Annotated in this window: 18 protein-coding genes; 9 read left to right on the forward strand and 9 right to left on the reverse strand. The window is 73.0% G+C overall.

Going from position 1 to position 18,221, the window contains the following annotated elements:
• Positions 1-31 precede the first annotated feature (31 nt).
• Entirely contained in the window at positions 32-1,660 is a 1,629-nt protein-coding gene (locus FB382_RS18245; protein ID WP_182541090.1) for a helicase HerA-like domain-containing protein, read from the reverse strand.
• Between the two features lie 53 nt (positions 1,661-1,713).
• Between FB382_RS18245 and FB382_RS18250 the strand changes: the two genes are divergently transcribed.
• Both FB382_RS18250 and FB382_RS18255 read left to right on the forward strand, forming a co-directional pair.
• A complete protein-coding gene (locus FB382_RS18250) occupies positions 1,714-2,010 on the forward strand; it encodes a type II toxin-antitoxin system VapB family antitoxin (RefSeq protein ID WP_125036784.1) in 297 nt (98 codons plus the stop codon).
• Positions 2,011-2,020: 10 nt separating this feature from the next.
• Complete coding sequence (locus tag FB382_RS18255; protein ID WP_182541091.1) at positions 2,021-2,527, forward strand: LytR C-terminal domain-containing protein; 507 nt, start codon at positions 2,021-2,023, stop codon at positions 2,525-2,527.
• A gap of 3 nt (positions 2,528-2,530) precedes the next feature.
• Here the strand turns inward: FB382_RS18255 and FB382_RS18260 are convergent, their stop codons facing one another.
• Both FB382_RS18260 and FB382_RS18265 read right to left on the reverse strand, forming a co-directional pair.
• Positions 2,531-4,042: a potassium/proton antiporter gene (locus tag FB382_RS18260; protein WP_182541092.1), complete on the reverse strand. Its 1,512-nt coding sequence runs from the start codon at positions 4,040-4,042 to the stop codon at positions 2,531-2,533.
• A gap of 99 nt (positions 4,043-4,141) precedes the next feature.
• Complete coding sequence (locus tag FB382_RS18265) at positions 4,142-5,074, reverse strand: redoxin domain-containing protein (protein ID WP_281380018.1); 933 nt, start codon at positions 5,072-5,074, stop codon at positions 4,142-4,144.
• Between the two features lie 83 nt (positions 5,075-5,157).
• Here FB382_RS18265 and FB382_RS18270 point away from each other — a divergent pair, with 83 nt between their 5' ends.
• Positions 5,158-6,636: an FAD-binding protein gene (locus FB382_RS18270; protein ID WP_182541094.1), complete on the forward strand. Its 1,479-nt coding sequence runs from the start codon at positions 5,158-5,160 to the stop codon at positions 6,634-6,636.
• 9 nt (positions 6,637-6,645) lie between these two features.
• On the forward strand, positions 6,646-7,812 hold the full coding sequence (locus FB382_RS18275; protein WP_182541095.1) for a pyridoxal phosphate-dependent aminotransferase: 1,167 nt from the start codon (positions 6,646-6,648) through the stop codon (positions 7,810-7,812).
• A gap of 404 nt (positions 7,813-8,216) precedes the next feature.
• Here the strand turns inward: FB382_RS18275 and FB382_RS18280 are convergent, their stop codons facing one another.
• A complete protein-coding gene (locus FB382_RS18280) occupies positions 8,217-9,476 on the reverse strand; it encodes a YncE family protein (protein WP_182541096.1) in 1,260 nt (419 codons plus the stop codon).
• Positions 9,477-9,590: 114 nt separating this feature from the next.
• Between FB382_RS18280 and FB382_RS18285 the strand changes: the two genes are divergently transcribed.
• The 3 genes from FB382_RS18285 to FB382_RS18295 are packed head-to-tail and all read left to right on the forward strand — an operon-like array spanning position 9,591 to position 12,204.
• Complete coding sequence (locus FB382_RS18285; protein WP_182541097.1) at positions 9,591-9,965, forward strand: putative T7SS-secreted protein; 375 nt, start codon at positions 9,591-9,593, stop codon at positions 9,963-9,965.
• On the forward strand, positions 9,965-10,903 hold the full coding sequence (locus FB382_RS18290) for a hypothetical protein (protein WP_182541098.1): 939 nt from the start codon (positions 9,965-9,967) through the stop codon (positions 10,901-10,903). Before FB382_RS18285 ends, FB382_RS18290 begins: the two co-directional genes overlap by 1 nt.
• On the forward strand, positions 10,900-12,204 hold the full coding sequence (locus FB382_RS18295) for a hypothetical protein (RefSeq protein WP_182541099.1): 1,305 nt from the start codon (positions 10,900-10,902) through the stop codon (positions 12,202-12,204). The genes FB382_RS18290 and FB382_RS18295 overlap by 4 nt, the downstream gene beginning before the upstream one ends.
• A gap of 105 nt (positions 12,205-12,309) precedes the next feature.
• On the opposite strand, the gene FB382_RS18300 is transcribed toward FB382_RS18295, so the two are convergent.
• From FB382_RS18300 to FB382_RS18320, 5 genes are all read right to left on the reverse strand, one after another.
• A complete protein-coding gene (locus tag FB382_RS18300; RefSeq protein ID WP_182541100.1) occupies positions 12,310-12,783 on the reverse strand; it encodes a hypothetical protein in 474 nt (157 codons plus the stop codon).
• An 84-nt stretch (positions 12,784-12,867) separates the two neighbouring features.
• The gene (locus FB382_RS18305) at positions 12,868-13,248 is read right to left on the reverse strand and encodes a hypothetical protein (protein WP_182541101.1); all 381 of its coding nucleotides are present in this window, start codon (positions 13,246-13,248) and stop codon (positions 12,868-12,870) included.
• Between the two features lie 40 nt (positions 13,249-13,288).
• Positions 13,289-14,668 (reverse strand): vWA domain-containing protein, encoded by a 1,380-nt coding sequence (locus tag FB382_RS18310; protein ID WP_182541102.1) that lies wholly within the window; start codon positions 14,666-14,668, stop codon positions 13,289-13,291.
• A complete protein-coding gene (locus FB382_RS18315) occupies positions 14,668-15,534 on the reverse strand; it encodes an AAA family ATPase (protein WP_182541103.1) in 867 nt (288 codons plus the stop codon). Before FB382_RS18315 ends, FB382_RS18310 begins: the two co-directional genes overlap by 1 nt.
• A 46-nt stretch (positions 15,535-15,580) precedes the next feature.
• A complete protein-coding gene (locus FB382_RS18320) occupies positions 15,581-16,339 on the reverse strand; it encodes a crotonase/enoyl-CoA hydratase family protein (protein WP_182541104.1) in 759 nt (252 codons plus the stop codon).
• Positions 16,340-16,452: 113 nt separating this feature from the next.
• Here FB382_RS18320 and FB382_RS18325 point away from each other — a divergent pair, with 113 nt between their 5' ends.
• Positions 16,453-17,391, forward strand: a complete 939-nt coding sequence (locus FB382_RS18325) for an ABC transporter ATP-binding protein (RefSeq protein WP_182541105.1) — start codon at positions 16,453-16,455, stop codon at positions 17,389-17,391.
• Positions 17,376-18,218 carry an ABC transporter permease subunit gene (locus FB382_RS18330; protein ID WP_220481413.1) on the forward strand — a complete coding sequence of 281 codons (843 nt, stop codon included), beginning with the start codon at positions 17,376-17,378 and terminating at the stop codon, positions 18,216-18,218. The genes FB382_RS18325 and FB382_RS18330 overlap by 16 nt, the downstream gene beginning before the upstream one ends.
• Positions 18,219-18,221: the final 3 nt, after the last annotated feature.

The raw sequence follows: 18,221 nt of genomic DNA on the forward strand, positions 1-18,221 counted from the left end.
GGGACCGGTCGTCGGCAGGCGTGTGGGGCGCCTACCGTCGGCCGGTCTTGAACATCCCGCGCACGACCTCGCGGGCGGCGGTGCGCATCAGGTCCTTGAACGCCGACGAGGTGACGACGTCGTGCACGAGCCCCTCGTCCTGCTTGGTCGCCCTGGGCTTCGAGGTCGGCTTCGGGGTCGGCTTGGAGGGCGCCTTCGGCGCGGCCTCGTCGTGGGTCTTGTCCTGCGCCTGCCTGGCCGCGCCGGCCTCGAGCTTGGCGGCCAGCTTCTCGCGGGCCGACTCCCGGTCGACCGCGGTGGCGTACTTGGCGTTGCGGGGGCTGGCCTGCACGACCGCGGCCATCTGCGCCGGGTCGACCGGCCCCATCAGCGACTCGGGGGCGCGTAGCCGGGTCCACGCGACCGGGGTCGGGGCGCCGCGCTCGTTCATCACCGTCACGATCGCCTCGCCGATCCCGAGCCCGGTGATCACCTCGCCGAGGTCGGCGTACGCGCTCCGGGGGTAGGTGTTGACCGTGGCCTTGAGCGCCTTGGCGTCGTTGGGGGTGTGGGCGCGGAGCTGGTGCTGGACGCGGGAGCCGAGCTGGGCCAGGACGTCGTCGGGGACGTCGGTCGGGCTCTGGGTCACGAAGAAGACCCCGACCCCCTTGGAGCGGATCAGCCGGACCGTCTGGGCGACCTGGTCGAGGAAGGCGTCGCTGGCGTCGTGGAAGAGCAGGTGTGCCTCGTCGAAGAAGAAGACGAGTCGCGGGCGGTCGGCGTCGCCGATCTCGGGCAGGTCGTGGAAGAGGTCGGCGAGCAGCCACATCAGGAAGGTCGAGAAGACCGCGGGCCGGTCCTGGAGGTTGGGCAGCTCGACCAGGCTGATCAGGCCCTTGCCGTCCGGCGTGGTCTGGAGGAAGTCGGAGGCCTCGAACTCCGGCTCCCCGAAGAAGGCGTCGGCGCCCTGGTCGGAGAAGGCGATCAGCTCGCGCAGGATCACGCCGGCCGTGGCCGAGGAGAGGCCGCCGAGCTCCTTGAGGTCGGCCTTGCCGTCGTCACTGGTGAGGTGGCTGACGACGGCACGCAGGTCGGCGAGGTCGAGCAGCGGCAGCCCGGCCTGGTCGGCGTAGTGGAAGACCAGCCCGAGGCTGGACTCCTGGGTGTCGTTGAGGCCGAGCACCTTGCTCAGCAGGGTCGGGCCGAAGGCGGTCATGGTGACGCGCAGCGGGATGCCGCTGCCCTGTCCGCCGAGCGCGTAGTACTCCACCGGGAAGCCGGTGGCCGTCCACGCCTGGCCGACGGAGGCGGCCCGGGCCGTGACCTTGTCGCTCACGGCCCCCGGCGCGCCGAGTCCGGACAGGTCGCCCTTGATGTCGGCGGCGAAGACCGGGACGCCGTTGGCGCTCAGCTGCTCGGCCAGCAGCTGGAGGGTCTTGGTCTTGCCGGTGCCGGTCGCCCCGGCCACGAGCCCGTGCCGGTTGAGCATGGCGAGCGGGATCCGGATGCGCACGTCCGAGAGCGTCGTGGCGTCCAGCATCAGACCACCGAGCTCGAGGGCGGCGCCCTCGAAGGCGTAGCCCGGCGCGACGGCCTGCACGATCAGGTTGTCAGCCGGAGTGTCAGCCGGAGTGTCGGCCGGGGTGTCGGAGCCGGGCACGGACGCGGGCGTCTCGGTCATGGGCCGAGAGTAGAGCGTGCCGGGCGCGCCCGGTTGCTCGTTATAGTCGCGACGTGATCTTCAAGCGCGTCGGCGAGGGACGTCCCTACCCCGACCACGGGCTGACGTCCCGGGCCTGGGCGACGGTGCCGCCGCGACAGGTGCGGCTCGACGAGCTGGTCACGACCAAGGACACCCTCCAGCTGGCCGCGCTCCTCGACGAGGACTCCACGTTCTACGGCGACCTCTTCGCCCACGTCGTGGAGTGGCACGGCGAGCTCTACCTCGAGGACGGCCTGCACCGCGCCCTGCGCGCGGCCCTCCAGCAGCGCAACGTGCTGCACGCCCGCGTCCACACGATGGCCTCGTGAGGGCCGCCTGATGCGCCAGGGCGTGAAGTCAGCGGCCACGATGGTGGTCCTCGGACTGCTCCTCCTCATCGGCGGCGCCTGGGGATGGTCGGCGCTGACCGAGCCGTTCCCCGGCAAGGCCGACCTCCCGACCTGCGTGGACACGTCGGTCTCGGCCGGCGACAAGGTCTATCCCAGCCAGGTGACGGTCAGCGTCTTCAACGCCGGCACCCGCGAGGGCCTGGCGGGCCGGACCATGGGGCTCTTCACCAACCAGGGCTTCGGTGCCGGTGACAGCGGCAACGCGCCCCACGGGACCAGCGTCGCCCGCGCGGAGATCTGGACCAAGGAGCCCACCAACCCGGCGGTCCTCCTCGTGGCGAGCAAGCTCGGCCCGGGGACGAAGATCGTGCGTCGCAACGCCTCCGGCGCCGGCGTGGTCGTCATGGTGGGCGACGCGTTCAACAAGCTGGCGAAGGGCAAGGGCAAGGTCACCGCCCGCGAGGACACCACGATCTGCAGCCCGCCGATCCGCTGACGTTCACGTCGTACGGCGCTTCTCGGCGCCCAGCCACTGGGCCAGCCGCCCGCCCTCGCTGACCTGCCGCAGCCGCTGCTCGGTCGCCTCCCGCATCTTGCGCGGGGTCACCACCAGCAGGTCGTCGCCGTGCCGCAGGACGGTGCGCCGCTCGGGCACCAGCGTCTCGCCGTCGCGGATCACCATCGACACCGACGCGCCCTTGGGCAGCCTGAGCTCGCCGACCTCGACGCCGTGCATCCGGGAGGTGGGGGCGATGGAGACCTGGAGCAGGTCGGCCGCGATCCGCTCGAGCGGCGCGGCCTCGACCTCCAGGCCCCGCGGCTCGGACCGGCGGGCCACCTTCAGCCAGCGGGCCACCAGCGGCAGGGTCGGGCCGGTGAGCAGCGTGTAGAGCACGACCATGACGAAGACCAGGTCGAAGAGGCGCTGCGCCCCGTCGACCCCGGCCGCGAGCGGGATGGTGGTGAGCACGATCGGGACCGCCCCGCGCAGGCCGGCCCAGGACAGGAACGTCAGCTCGCGCCAGGGCATCGGCGACACCACGGCGCTGACGAGGACCGACAGCGGCCGGGCGACGAAGGTGAGGATCAGGCCGGCCACGATGGCCAGGCCGACGATCGACGGCGTGAGCCGGTCGGGCGAGAGGAGCAGGCCGAGCATGACGAAGAGCCCGATCTGGGCCAGCCAGGCGACGCCCTCCGCGAAGGACCGGGTGGCCGCGCGGTGCGGGAGCTCGGCGTTGCCGAGGACCAGCGCGGCGACGTACACCGCGGCGAAGCCGGAACCGTGCACCGCGGCGCCGGTGCCGTAGGCCAGGAACGTCAGCGTGATGACGGCGAGGGGGTAGAGGCCGGAGGAGGGCAGCGCCGCGCGGCGCATCACCCAGGCACCGCCGACGCCGACCAGCAGGCCGAGGCCGGCGCCGGCGACCAGCTCGTAGGCGACGATCCCGACCGCGCCGAGGGCGCCGTGGTCGGCGACCGCGCCCGACGAGATCAGCGTGACGAGCACGACGGTCGGGGCGTCGTTGAGCCCGGACTCGGCCTCGAGCGCACCCGTCAACCGTCGTGGCAGCGGCACCACCCGGAGCACCGAGAACACCGCGGCGGCGTCGGTCGGCGAGGTGACCGCGCCGAGCAGGACGGCGAGCTCCCAGGGCAGGCCCAGCAGGTAGTGGCCGCTGAGCGCCACCACCCCGACCGAGACGGCGACACCCAGGGTGGCCAGCGACAGACCGAGCGGCATCGAGGGACGCGCCTCGCGCCAGCTCGTGGTGAGACCGCCCTCGGCCAGGATCACCGCGAGGGCGGCGAAGCCGAGAGAGTGCGCGAGCTCGGCGTTCTCGAAGCCGATGCCGGCGCCGGACTCGCCCAGGGCGACGCCCATCAGCAGGTAGACCAGCAGGCTGGGCAGGCCGGTGCGGGAGGAGAACCGCACGGCCAGGATGGCCAGCAGGGTGACGGCGGAGCCCACCAGCAGGAAGGTGTCGAGCTGGTGGACGTCGAACGTCACAAGTCACCTCGCGTCTGTCGTGGGCGGCTCCTACCGCACTCTATCCAGACGGGGGTCTGCGCCGGGGTCGCACGAGCGGCGCCGGACACCGCCGCGAGGTCAGGTCGTGGGGGTGTAGCCCGGCCGCCCGGAGGCGTCCCACTCCTCCCAGAACGCGGTGAACTCCTCGCCCAGGAAGGGGTCGCCGCCGGTCATGGCGATCCCGCCGCGGCGCACGGTCCAGTCCCAGGGCGCGAGCTCCTGGGCGGCCGCGAGGTGCCGGCGGGCGGCGTCGGTGAGCCAGCGCCGTTGCAGGTGTGCCGCGACCCGTCGCTCGGCGAGGGCCCGCTGCTCCTCGTCGGTGCGGGCCGGCGCGTCGGCCCGGGCGCTCTCGGGCAGCTCCCCCTCGCGGGCCCACCGCCGCAGCAGGTCGTGGTGCTGCTCGCTGTCGATCCGGGTCCACGCGACGAACTGGTCGTCGCCCGGCGCGATGGTCGGGGGCTTGACGATCCGGTCGCGCTCGTCGACCCACACCACCGACGGGACGTTGGTGATGCCGTAGCGCTCGGCGGTCACGTGCGCGGTGTCGACCGCGACGGGGTACGTCGGGTGGCCGGCCTCGATCCACGGCCGGGAGTCCTCCGGGTCGGCGTCGAGGGCGACCGAGAAGAGCCGGAGCCCGGTGTCGGCGAGCTCGTCCTGGACCCGCTGCCAGCCGGCCAGCTCGTGCCGGCAGCCGCACCACGACGCCCAGGTGACCAGGACCCGCTTGGCGCCGGAGAGGTCGTCGAAGCTGACCGGGTTGCCGTCGACGTCGGGCAGCGTGAGGCTCGGCGCCCGTCCGTCGCCGAGCTCCCGGGCCCGGGTCGCGGCGCTCGGTGCCACGGCCACCACCTCGTGCTCGTCGTCGCGGGCCACGAGCAGGCCGAGCGCGTCGGGGACGGACCGCCCCAGCAGCGGCACGCAGGTCTCGCCGCGGCAGAGACCCTGCGGCTTGAGGGTCCAGCCCAGTGCGGCCGCCAGGGCTGCGTCGTCGTCGAGACCGGCCGCCATCTCGTGCTCGCAGCCGTCCACGTCGATCAGGGTCAGCACGGGACAGGATCGCACGAAACTGAAACATGTTCTAGATTGGGCGCATGAGCGCCACCCCCGTCACGTCGGGCACGACCGTCCCCGACGTGCTGCCCGCATCCGTGCTCGACGGGCTCCCGGACTCGGAGTCCTGGGACGTCGTGGTCGTCGGGTTCGGCATCGCCGGTGGCTGCGCCGCGCTCGAGGCCGCCCGGGCCGGGGCGCGGGTGCTGCTGCTGGAGCGGGCGTCCGTGCACGGCGGGACGTCGAGCATGTCCGGCGGACACTTCTACCTCGGCGGAGGGACCGCCGTGCAGCGGGCGACCGGGCACGAGGACTCCGCCGACGAGATGTACGCCTACCTGATGGCCACCACCAAGGAGCCCGAGCCCGACAAGATCCGGGCCTACTGCGACGGGTCGGTCGAGCACCTCGACTGGCTGGAGTCGCTCGGCTTCGAGTTCGAGCGCTCCTACTACGCCGAGAAGGCCGTCATCCAGCCCGGCACCCAGGGGCTGATGTACACCGGCAACGAGAAGGTGTGGCCCTACCGCGAGCAGGCGGTGCCGGCCCCCCGCGGGCACAAGGTGCCGGTCGCCGGCGACACCGAGGGCACCCGGCTGGTGATGGACCTGCTGCGCGCCCGGGTCGAGGAGGCCGGCGTCGAGGTGCGCTACGAGACCGGCGCGACGCAGCTCATCGCCTCGGATGCCTGGGCGGTCGTCGGGGTCGGCTGGCGACGCTTCTCCGAGACCGGCGTGGTCCGGGCCGGGGCCGTCGTGCTGGCCGCGGGCGGGTTCGTGATGAACGCCGACATGGTGGCCGCGCACACGCCGACGCTGGGCTCCAAGCTGTTCACGCTGGGATCGACGTACGACGACGGGTTGGGGATCCGGCTCGGCCAGTCGGTCGGTGCGGAGCTGCGGCACATGGACGAGCCGTTCATCACCGCGCCGTTCTACCCGCCGTCGGTGCTGGTGACCGGGGTGATCGTGAACCGGCTCGGGGAGCGGTTCGTGGCCGAGGACAGCTATCACGCGCGCACGTCGGCGCACGTGCTGGCGCAGCCGGGCCACGCGGCGTACCTCATCGTCGACAGCGAGCACGTCGAGCACCCGAAGATGCCGCTCGTCCCCTTCCTCGACGGCTACGAGACCCTCGCGGAGATGGAGGAGGGGCTCGGCGTGCCGGCCGGCTCCCTCGAGCGGACCCTCGGCCGCTACAACGAGCACGCCGCCCGGGGCGAGGACCCCGACTTCCACAAGCACCCCGACTGGCTCGCGCCGCAGGCGGTCGCCCCGTGGGGCGTCTACGACCTGACGCTCGGCCACGCGCTCTACGCCGGCTTCACGCTCGGCGGGATGCGCACGACCGTCGACGCCCAGGTGCAGCGGCCCGACGGGTCGGTGATCCCCGGGCTGTACGCCGCCGGCGCCTGCGCCTCGAACATCGCCCAGGACGGGGCGGGCTACTGCTCGGGCACCCAGCTCGGTGAGGGCTCGTTCTTCGGGCGGCGGGCCGGACGGCACGCCGCCGGCGGCTAACGTCGCTGCATGAGCAGGCTCGAGGTCGCGTCCCGCGCCAACGTCCCGCCGTTCCACGTCATGGACCTGCTGGCGGCGGCGACCGAGCGCCAGCGCACCCACGGCGACCTGCTCAACCTGCTGGCGGGGCAGCCGATGACGGGCGCGCCGGTGCCGGTGCGCGACGAGGCGGTGCGGCTGCTGGGGTCCGGCGACCCGCTGGGCTACACGCCGGCGGCGGGGATCGTGGAGCTGCGCGAGGCGATCGCGGCCCACCACAAGCGGGCGCACGGCATCGACGTGAGCGCGGACGAGGTGGTGGTGACGACCGGGAGCAGCGGCGGCTTCCTGCTGGCGTTCCTCGCAGCCTTCGAGCCCGGCGACCGGGTGGCGATGGCGCGGCCCGGCTACCCCTGCTACCGCAACGTGCTGACCGCACTCGGCATCGAGGTGGTCGAGATCCCGACCGGACCGGAGACCCGCTTCCAGCCGACGGTCGAGCAGGTCACGGCAGTGCCCGACCTGAAGGGGCTCGTCGTCGCCAGTCCCGCCAACCCGACCGGCACCATGCTGCTGCCGGCCGAGCTCGCGGCGCTGGCCACGTGGTGCGAGGAGCACGGGGTGCAGCTGATCTCCGACGAGATCTACCACGGCATCGAGTACGCCCAGCCCCATCTGGCGCGCAGCGCCTGGGAGACGAGCCGCGAGGCGGTGGTCTTCTCCAGCTTCTCGAAGTACTTCTCCATGACCGGCTGGCGGATCGGCTGGATGCTGGTCCCCGACCGGCTGCGGCGCGCGGCCGACGTCCTCACCGGCAACTTCACGATCTGTCCCCCGGTGATCGCCCAGCGGGCCTGCCTCGCGGCCTTCGACGAGGCGTCGTACGCCGAGCTCGACGGCCACGTCGCCCGCTACGCCGTCAACCGGCGGTTGCTGCTCGACGGGCTGCCCCGGCTGGGGATCACCGAGCTCGCGCCGGCCGACGGGGCGTTCTACGCCTATGCCGACGTCGGCCACCTCACCGACGACACGATGGCCTTCGCCCACGACCTGCTGGCCCGCACCGGCGTGGCGGTCGCGCCCGGCATCGACTTCGACACCGAGCAGGGCGGCCGCTTCGTGCGGTTCAGCTTCGCCGGGCCGGGCAGCGACATCGAGCTCGCGCTCGACCGGCTGGCGTCGGTGCTGCCTCGCTGACTCAGCTGAGCGAGGTCGTGCCGAGGGGCGTGACGAGGTAGGTCCGGCCCGTGGGGTCCGGGTGTCGGTGGTGGCGGGCCGTGCGTTCGCGCCAGCCGGATCGGTGGGGGCGGAATCGCCGGTTAACCGGCGATTCCGCCCCTAAGAGTGGGCAGGATCATCACCGAGCGCCCCGAAATGATGATCCTGCGCACACAGCACCCTCAGCCCAGTCACCAGACCAGAGGCGCCCGCGCATGCGGCCGGCCAGGCCACGCGCGCGGGTGCACACACACCCCGGCACGAGCCACACCTCCGACACCGGACCGACTCCCGGCTCACCGGGTTTCGAGACGCTCGCTGGCGCTCGCTCCTCAACCAGCGAAGGGCGCTGGCGCTCGCTCCTCAACCAACGGGGACCGCGGCTACAGCTTGTCGACCAGGTCCTTGGCCACGAACGCGTTGCGGACCCGCTGCGGGTGGTCGCCCACCCGTACGCTGCTGACGACCCGACCGGTGGCGTAGGAGATCCGGGAGATCTTGTCCGAGCCGCTCCACGAGATGTAGCAGTAGGTGCCGTCCCAGCTGGGGGTGACCCAGTAGGGCTTGAGCCCGTTCTTGAGCAGCTTGCCGGTCTTGAAGGTCCGGGCGTCCACGACGGTGGCGTAGTCCGACATCGTGCCCGCGACGCAGATCTTGGTGCCCTCGGGGTTCATCGCGATGCCGTGGTGGGCGGAGTCGAGGAGGTACTGCTCGCGCGGGGTGTCCTTGACCAGGTTGGGCAGGTGCTTGACCCGCGTGATCTTGCCGCTGGCCCGGTCCATCACCAGGAAGCCGTGGAAGAACGACACCTGGAAGTAGAACGTCTTGTCGTCGGGCGAGAGCGTCATCGGGCGCACCGCGGTCGACGTCTTGGTCATGCCGCGCTCGTCGAGGGCCTTGCGGAGGTCGAACTTCCGCAGCACCTCGTAGGTCGACGCGTCCACGATCTCCAGCACCCGCTCCTGCTTGGTCGGGTCCAGCGCCGGGTCGTCGAGCGGGCTGTAGACCATGCCGATGCTGGCGTGCAGGATCTTGGTGCCGCCGTCGATGAAGACCGACTCGTGCGGCGAGCCGCCGGAGGGGAACTGGCCGACCTGCTGCCCGGTGGCGACGTCGAGGACGTGCACGACGTTGGCGGTCGAGGCGCTGACGACGACGCGCTTGCCGTCGGGCGAGATCGCCATGTGGTCCGAGCGGTAGCCGTCGACGGCGAAGCGCCACACGATCTGCTTGGTCTCCAGGCTGATCGCGACCACGTCGGCGAACGACGGGCGCGAGGCGATCAGCAGCCGGCCGTCGTTGGAGGAGTACATGTCGTCGACGTACTGGTCGTGGCCCTCGCCAATCTCCTCGCGGATGGCCAGGAAGTAGGCCATCCGGTCGGGGTTGGTGGCGATCTCCTGCATCCGGGCGTCCTTGTCCGGGATGACGTTGATCCGGCCGACCTTCTCGAAGGTCCCGGGGTCGACGATGTCGGCGGTGCCGTCCCAGTTGTTGCCGACGAACACCATCCGGCGTACGTCGGGGCCCTTGTGCTGGAGCTCGGTGGCGCCGGCGGGGGAAGCCCCCCAGATGCCGGCGAGGAGGAGGGCGACGACCAGGGCGACGACCGGTGCGGACGCGCGGGCGAGGACGGGGGGCATGGCTGGGCAACGACCTGCCCGGGCCGTCGGTTACGGCGGCCGCATTGCGGACGCCGTGTTTCGCGGTCCGGCGGAGCGGGCATGGGCCCGGTGTCTCGGAAAGGTTGTGAAGAGATGTACGGGGATTCCGACGTGATGCGTCGTCGCGCCAGCCAGCTGCGGGAGCAGGGCGCCGACATCCGCTCGACGGCCGACCAGCTGGTCGCGCAGACCGAGTCGATCGGCTGGACCGGACGGGCCGCCGACGCCATGCGGGAGCGGGTCCGCGACCGCGCCGCCCGGCTCCGGGAGGCGGCCGCCCACCACGACACCGCCGCCGACTCCCTCGAGCGGCACCTCCACGAGGTCGACCGGCTCAAGGACACCATCGCCGACACCGAGCGCAGGGCGAGCCGGCTCGAGGACGCGGGCTCCGGCGGCTTCGTCCCGCCACCCTCGGGCCACCGGGACTGGCTGGCCGTCACCATCGACGACGAGGGGGCGCGCTGATGCCGACCATCGACCTCGGTACCCCACCCCGCCCGACCCCCGGGCTCCTCGAGGCGCTGCCCCGCCGGGTGGCCCTGACGTTGCCCGAGCTCCGGCTCGTGGCGGAGCGGGCCGGCGGCGCACCGCTCCCCTTCGACCCCACGGCCCCGACCGAGCCCATGGGCGGCAACCCGCTGGACGGTCGCCTCGGCCGCGGACCGGGTTCGATCGAGGACGAGGCGTACGCCGACGCGCTCGACTCCCTGCACGACCCGGACACCACGCTGGTGCGCCGCGGGCTGTGCACCCCCGACGGTGCGGTGGACGACGGCCTGGTCGGCGCCGTCGGACTCCTGGCCACGCCCGAGGTCGCCCTCGACCTGGACGTCGCGGTCGTCGGGGTGCAGGCCAAGGCCTGGCACCGGCAGGCCGGCGGCGCCGTGGCGACGCTCGCCACCGTCGACGGGATCGTCTTCGAGCTCGCGTGGTTCGCCACCGACCAGTGGCCGCACGAGCTGGCCCGGGTCGCGGCCGTCCCCGAGGACGTGGCGCTGCACGACTCGGCCGTCCCGGTCGCGCTGGACCTGCCCTTCGAGCTCGCCGACGCCGCCGCCGAGGCGGTCCGCTCCGGCCGCTCCGACCTGCTGCCGGTGCTCGTCTCGCAGCACGCGGGCCAGGCGCTCGACGCCACCGGCACGCCGTACGCCGACGGCGACGTCGCCACCGCGCTGGCGGCGCTGACCACGGAGCACCGCGGCCGGCTGCGCGCGCTGGTCGCCGACGTCTCGGGCTCCGACACGACCGTCGTCGGCGTCGTCTCGTGGGTGCTGCTCGCCGACGGCTGGCGCGCCCTGCACCCCCACACCGTCGACGGCGTGCACCGCGTCGACCTGCGCCGGGTCGAGCCCTTCGACCTCGCGTCCGAGCTGGCCCCGGTCCTCGCGGAGGTGACCGCATGAGCGAGCGCACCAGCACCACGGTGCTCGACGACCTCGACGACAAGTACGACCGGATGCTGCGCCTGGCCGACCTGTTCGAGTCGTCGGGCGACGAGATGCGCGTCCGGGCGAAGCTGGGCGCCGAGGTCCTCGCCGACCCGGACGTGGCCGACTCCGCGGAGCTGTCTCGGCCGACCTGGGCGCAGGCGGAGGGCGACGTACGCGCGGCGACGACCGGTCGCCATGGCCTGCTGTCGCGGTCGGTCGAGCTCGACGCCGACGCGCTGATCGTGCGCGCGACGGTGCTGACCTACCGGTGGATCGACGAGCTCCAGGACGCCGTCTACAAGACGCTGGGCTCGATCGCCGGGCGTGCGGTCGGCTACCTCGCGCCGGGCGTCGCGCTCGGCGGGGCGATCGTGTCCGCCGGCCTGATCGAGACCGACGCGCTGGACCGCGACGGGGTCGCGGCCTACCTCGGCGAGCTGGCCGAGAACAACCCCGAGCTGATGGACCACGTCACGAGCGGGGGCGGCGGGCTGATCGACGGCCTGCAGATGCGCTCGCTGCTGACCACGGCCGTGCTGCACGGCGAGTCCGGGCGGCTGGCCGCGCGAGCTGGACTCCGGGCCGCCGGCATCGTCACGTTCGTGCCCGACCCGGGCGCCGCGCTCCGGGACGTCGCGGGCGCCCTGGTCGAGCCCCCGGCGTCGGACCCGGCGGCGGACCCGTCCTCCTCGTCCGCGCCCGCCTCGCTCGAGGACCTGATGGCGACCCTCGCCGGCACCGAGTCCGGCGTGGCCGTGCAGAAGGTCTCCGGAAGCCGCTACATCGCCTACCTGCCCGGCCCCCACGGCGGGTCCCCGCGGCGGCTGCGGCTCGTCAGCGGCGACCACGCGTCGTACGCCGCCCAGGTGGTGCGTGCGCTGGAGTCGGCCACCGACGGCGACCCAGCGGCGCGGGTGATGCTGGTCGGGTCCGCACAGGGCGGCGCGCTCGCCGCCGAGCTCGCGGCCGCCGAGCCCTCGGACTCGTTCGTGATCGAGCAGGTCGTCACCGCCGGCGCCCCCTCCGCGCAGGTGCCCCGCATCCCGGAGTCCACGCGGGTGCTGTCGCTGGAGGACCGTGCCGACCCCGTCGCCGTCCTCGGCTCGCTCGTCAACGCCGCCGCACCCCACCGGCTGACCGTCGTCTTCGACGGCGGGTCGTCGGTGGGCGCGCCGAGCTACGTGGCCGGCGGGCGGGCCGCCGACCGGGCGGAGCACGCCGAGCTGCGGGCCGAGATCGGGCGGCTGCAGGAGCTGGGCTACCTCGCGGGCTGAGCCGCCTCAGCCCTGTGAGTCCTGCTCCACCGACGCCTCGGTGACCTCAGCGGGAAGGTCGAGGCTCTCGGCATCGGTCTTCCTGAAGGTCGACCCGTCCTGGACCTAGACGCCGGCGAGGTAGCCCGTCGTGACATAGGCGCCGGGCTCCTTCGAGCCGATGGCCGTCAGGAAGAGGATGTAGGTCTTGCCGGGCACCAGCCGGTCGGTCGTGATCGCGCCCGACGAGTCACGAGCCCCCTCGACCGAGACCGTGACCGAGGCGAGACCCTTGGCCCCCTTGATGGCCCGGTCGACCGTCATGGGCACGAGCGCGAACGCGTCGACGTCGTCGGTGTAGACCGGGTCAGGGTCGAGATGGTCGTAGTCGGTGTGCGCGACGACCACCGCGTCGGACCTCGCCGCGAGGGACTCGATGGTCTTGTAGTCGTGGACGCGCGACGAGCCCGGCACCGTGCGGGCGGCGTCCGACGCGTCGCCGCTGCCACACCCCGTCAGCAGCAATGGCACGAGGAGCGTTGCGGCAGTGACGGCCCCCTGCTTCGGCCGACGGGAGGGCGAGGGGTCCGAGATGGTCATGGCCGCATCGTCCTACTCGCGGGCGCCGCACGTCCCTGGATCACCCGATGTGTGCTCGAGGCTGGTCGGCGGGAAGCAGGGTGGCTACAGACACTTCACCCAGGCGGCCTGGGTGCGCCAGCCGCCGTCCGGGCCGGCGACCCGGATGACGCCGACCTCGACGCGGGTCCGCAGGAGCGGGACGCGGAGGCACGGCGGGTCGCCGTCGCTGCCGACCTCCCCGGCCTCCCACCAGATGCGGTCGGCGTCGAAGTCGACCTGGGTGCCGTCGTCGGCGTCGAACAGGACGAGACCGTTCTCGTCGTTGGCACGCATGGCGACGCCCTGCTTCACCTCGGCGTGCTTGGTGCCCCAGGGCGAGTGGAGGCCGGCGTACAGGCCGGTGGCGAGCAGGAGCAGGGCGGTGGCGGAGGCACGGCCGCGGCGGCGCCGCGGGACGGGTCGTGAAGGTTCCGAGATTTGCACCGGCGCATCCTCACACCGGGAGGGGCGGGATGCTCTGCAATTAGAGGATGTCGTGGACCAGCTCGCCGAGCTGGGTGAGGTTGCGGCACTCGACCATCCGGACGATCTCGGCGTAGGTGCCGGCGGCGGAGTCGCCGGTGTCCCAGTGACGGGTGTGCTCGGGGTTGAGCCACCAGGCGTGCCGGCACTGGTCGGCCATCTCGCGCAGGGTCGCGGCGTTCAGGTCGCTGTAGTTGGAGCGCGCGTCGCCGAGGATGAGCAGCGAGGTCTTGGGGCCGAGGGCGTCGGCGTGGTTCTCCTGGAACTTCGCGAACGCCCGGCCGTAGTTGGTGCGCCCCCACAGCGCGGCGTGGGCGGTGCTCGCCGCCAGGTCGGTCATCACGTCGACGACGTCGGCGCCCGGCTTGAAGTGCTCGGTGACCTCGTGGACGTGGTCGATGAACGTGAACGCGCGCACCTTCTGGAACTGGTCGCGCAGCGCGAAGACCAGCAGCAGCGTGAACTGCGCGAAGTTGGCCACCGACCCGCTCACGTCGCACAGCACGACGAGCTCGGTGCGGTGCGGGCGCTTGGGCTTGTGGTGGGTGGTGAGCGGGACCCCGCCGGTGGAGATGGAGGCCCGGACCGTACGTCGGAAGTCGAGCGGTCCGCGGCGGCGGGCGTGGTGCTCCTGGGTGAGGCGGGTCGCGAGCCGGCGCGCGAGCGGGTAGATCTCGCGGCGCATCTCCTCCAGGTCGGCCTTGCGGGCGGCGGTGAAGTCGAGCCGGTCGATGGAGGGGCGGACGGCGACGTTGGCGACGTGGTCGGGCCCCTTCTCCTCCGCGATCCGGCGGCGGGCGTCGTCCTCGACCATCCGGGTGAAGCTGCCGACCCGGCGTCCGGCCACGCGCGCGGCCTCGTCGTCGACGCGACCCTCGGCGAGCAGCCCCTGCACGATCCGGTCGGTGAGCTCGGCAGGAGAGACCCGCTGGAGGGCGGTGTACGCCGACCACGACGACAGGCCCGGCCCGCGACCCGGCATCGCGCCGAACCGGCCGACCATCTCGGCGGCCAGCTGCTGGAGCCGCTCGCGGTCGCCGTCGGCGAGCGCCTCGGCCAGCCGCTCCTGGAAGTCGCGGAGCGCCTGGGCGTTGTCGCGCACGCCGGCGTCCGGCTCGTCCCCGGGGCCCTCCGTTGCACGGGCGCCGTCCCCCACCATCCGCGGGAAGTAGAGGTCGAAGAGGGTGTCGAAGGTGGGTCGCTGCGCGTGCTTCTTGACCAGCGTGGCGGCGTACGCCTCGCGGACGGTGGCTCGCTCGTCCCACGGCAGTACGCCGAGCGCCGCGAACGCGTCGATGTCCTCGGCCAGCGACACGGGCAGGCCGGCCCCGCGCAGCGCCTCGAGGAAGGCGATGTGCCGGTCGACCAGCCCGCTGTCCATCAGGAGCGCAGCTTGAGCTCGCGGACCGCGCGGTCCTGGTCGGAGGCGTGCTTGAGGACGACGCCGAGGGTGTCGGCGATCGCCTTCTCGTCGAGGTCGCGGATCTCGAGCGCGATCAGGGTGCGGGCCCAGTCGACGGATTCGGCGATCGAGGGCGCCTTCTTGAGCTCCAGCTCGCGGAGCCGGCCGATCGTGGCGACCAGCTGCTCGGCGATCTTGTCCTCGAGGCCGGGCACCTGGGAGGTGACGATCTCGCGCTCGCGCTCGGCGTCGGGGTAGTCGAGGTGCAGGTAGAGGCAGCGACGCTTCACGGCCTCGGACAGCTCGCGGGTCGCGTTGGAGGTGAGCACCACGAAGGGGCGACGTACGGCCTCGACGGTGCCGAGCTCGGGGATGGTGACCTGGAAGTCCGAGAGCACCTCGAGCAGCAGCCCCTCCACCTCGACGTCGGTCTTGTCGACCTCGTCGATGAGCAGCACGGTCTGCTCCTCGCGCCGGATCGCGGTCAGCAGCGGCCGGGTCAGCAGGAACTCGTCGGTGAAGATGTCGTCGTGGGTCTCCGACCACGACTGCCCGTCACCCTGGCTGGCCTGGATGCGGAGCAGCTGCTTCTTGTAGTTCCACTCGTAGAGCGCCCGGGCCTCGTCGAGGCCCTCGTAGCACTGCAGCCGGACCAGGTCGGCGCCCGTCGCGCGGGCCACGGCCTTGGCCAGCTCGGTCTTGCCGACGCCCGCCGGGCCCTCCACGAGGAGCGGCTTCTCCAGCGCACCCGCGAGGTACGCCGTCGTCGCGGTGGCCGGATCGGCCAGGTAGCCGTGCTCGCCCAGGCGGGTCGCGGCGTCGGTCGGTGAGGAGAACCAGGTCACCCGTGCAGCGTAGGGCGTGCGGTCCGGGCGGGTCGGCGCAGTCCGCTCAGAACGCCCCGTGCCGCCCCTCACCCGACGCGAACCGGGCGGCGCCGTCGAGCGCGCCGGCCCGCAGCGAGGTGACGCCGTGGTCGTGCTCGACGACGATCGCCCGCTCCTCGGTCAGCCCCTCGGACTCCAGCGCGCTGAGCCGGTCCTGGCGCAGGCACTCCTGGGGGAACGCGGCGAGCTGCCGGGCCAGGTCCTGGGCCGCCGTGAGCGCCGTGCCGGGCGGGACGACGCGGTTGACCAGGCCCATGGCGAGCGCCTCGGCGGCGTCGACCGGGCGTCCCGTGAGGATCAGGTCCATCGCGTGGCTGTGGCCGATCAGCCGGGGCAGCCGGAACGTGCCGCCGTCGATGAGCGGGACGCCCCAGCGCCGGCAGAACACCCCGAGCACGGCGTCCTCCGCGGCGACCCGGAGGTCGCACCAGGCGGCCAGCTCGAGGCCGCCCGCGACCGCGTGCCCCTCGATCGCGGCGATCACCGGCTTGGACAGCCGCATCCGGGTCGGGCCCATCGGGCCGTCGCCGTCGGGGGTCACCTGGTTGCCGTCGGGCGTGCCGACGGCCTTCAGGTCGGCGCCGGCGCAGAACGTGCCCGCCGCGCCCGTGAGGACGGCGACCGACTGGGTCGCGTCGGCGTCGAAGGCCCGGAACGCCTCGGCGAGCGCGGCGGCGGTCGGGCCGTCGACGGCGTTGCGGGCGTGCGGCCGGTCGAGGACGACGGTGGTGACGGGGCCTGAGCGTTCGACGTGGACGGTCACCGGGCCAGCGTAGGCACGAGCGGACGAACCGCACCCGGACCCCGGGACCTTGGGCCCTGATCCGGCCCTCCGCCGCGGCCTAGCCTGAGACAGGCGAGCAGGAGGGGGCTGCGATGGAGGCCGCGGTCAGGACCAACCGGCTCCGCAAGGAGTTCCGCGGGACGGTCGCGCTCGAGGGCCTCGACCTGGTCGTCCCCGCGGGCTCGGTCTTCGGCTACCTCGGCCCCAACGGCGCCGGCAAGACCACCACCATCCGGCTGCTGACCGGCCTGCTGCGCCCCACGTCCGGGAACGCCGAGATCCTCGGCCTCGACGTGGCGCGCCGGCCCGACGAGGTGCAGCGCCGGCTCGGCTACCTGCCCGGGCGCTTCGTCGCGTACGCCGACCTCACCGGCCACGACTACCTGCGCTACCTCGCGTCCCTGCGCGGCGGCGTGGAGTGGACGGACGTGGAGCACCTCGCCGAGCGGTTCGACCTCGACCTGTCCCGGCGGATCGGCCAGCTCTCGCACGGCAACCAGCAGAAGGTGGGACTGGTGCAGGCGTTCATGCACCGGCCCGAGCTGCTGGTGCTCGACGAGCCCACCAGCGGCCTCGACCCGATCATGCAGGCGGAGTTCCTCACCCTCGTGACGGAGGTCAGTCGCGGCGGCGCGACCGTCTTCCTCTCCTCTCACATCCTCTCCGAGGTCGAGGCGGTCGCCGACACGGTCGCGATCCTGCGCGAGGGCAGGCTGGTCCGCACCGCGACCATCCCCGAGCTGCGCGCCCAGGTGGTGCGCCGCCGGGACCTGACCTTCACCCGCGAGGTCCCGGTCGAGGTCCTGCGGGCCTCCGCCCAGGTCAGCGAGGTCCGCGTCCACGACCGGACGGCCCATCTGGTGCTGACCGGGTCGGCCGACGCGCTGGTGCGCGCGGTGGCGCCGTACGGCGTGGAGAACATCGAGACCCACGAGGCGGACCTGACCGAGGTCTTCCTCCGCTACTACACCGACGAGACGCAGGGGGACGACCAGCGCGAGAAGCAGGAGGAGCCATGGCCAGTCGCGTGATGGCGCCGCCCGCACCGGGGACGCCGTTCCTCCTGCGCAACGTCTACCTCAAGACCCTCCGCGACCACCGCCACGGCCTCCTCGGCTGGTCGATCGGCATGGGGCTGGTGGTCCTGCTCGAATCCCTCATCTGGCCGTCCTTCCGGGACATGCAGGACCTCGACAAGCTCTTCGAGCAGTACCCCGACTACATGCAGCGGCTCTTCGACGTCTCCGCGATGACCAGCGGCCTGGGCTTCATCAACGCCGAGCTGTTCACGCTCCTCCTGCCGGCCCTGTTCCTGGTCTACGCGATCGGCCGCGGCGCGCGCCTGGTCGCGGGCGAGGAGGAGGAGGGCACCCTCGACGTCCTGCTGGTCACGCCGCTGTCCAGCAGGCGGATCCTGCTGCAGAAGGCGCTCGCGCTCACCACGTCCGTCCTGGCCCTCGGCGTTGCCCTGTACGTCGTCACCCTCGGCTGCAGCCTGGCGATCGGGATGGGCATCGGCCCCTGGGAGGCCTTCAGCGGCTGCCTCGCAATGGTCCTGTTGGGCACCGAGTTCGGGCTGCTCGCGCTCGGTGTCGGGGCCGCGACCGGGCGCCGCGCGCTGGCCGTGGCGCTGCCCGCCGCGCTGGCGGTGGCGGCGTACGTCCTCTACGTCGCGGGGCTGCTGGTCGCGGGGGTCGACCCCTGGCAGCACGCGTCGCCGCTGGAGCAGGCGCTGGCGTCCGGACCCCTCGGCGGCGGGCTGCCGCTCGACTTCCTCTGGCTGCTGCTGGGCTGCGTCGTGGTCACGCTGGCGACCCTGCCGACCCTCGACCGCCGCGACATCGCCGCGCCCGGCTGACCG

The organism is Nocardioides ginsengisegetis (assembly GCF_014138045.1).
GTDB classification, from domain to species: domain Bacteria; phylum Actinomycetota; class Actinomycetes; order Propionibacteriales; family Nocardioidaceae; genus Nocardioides; species Nocardioides ginsengisegetis.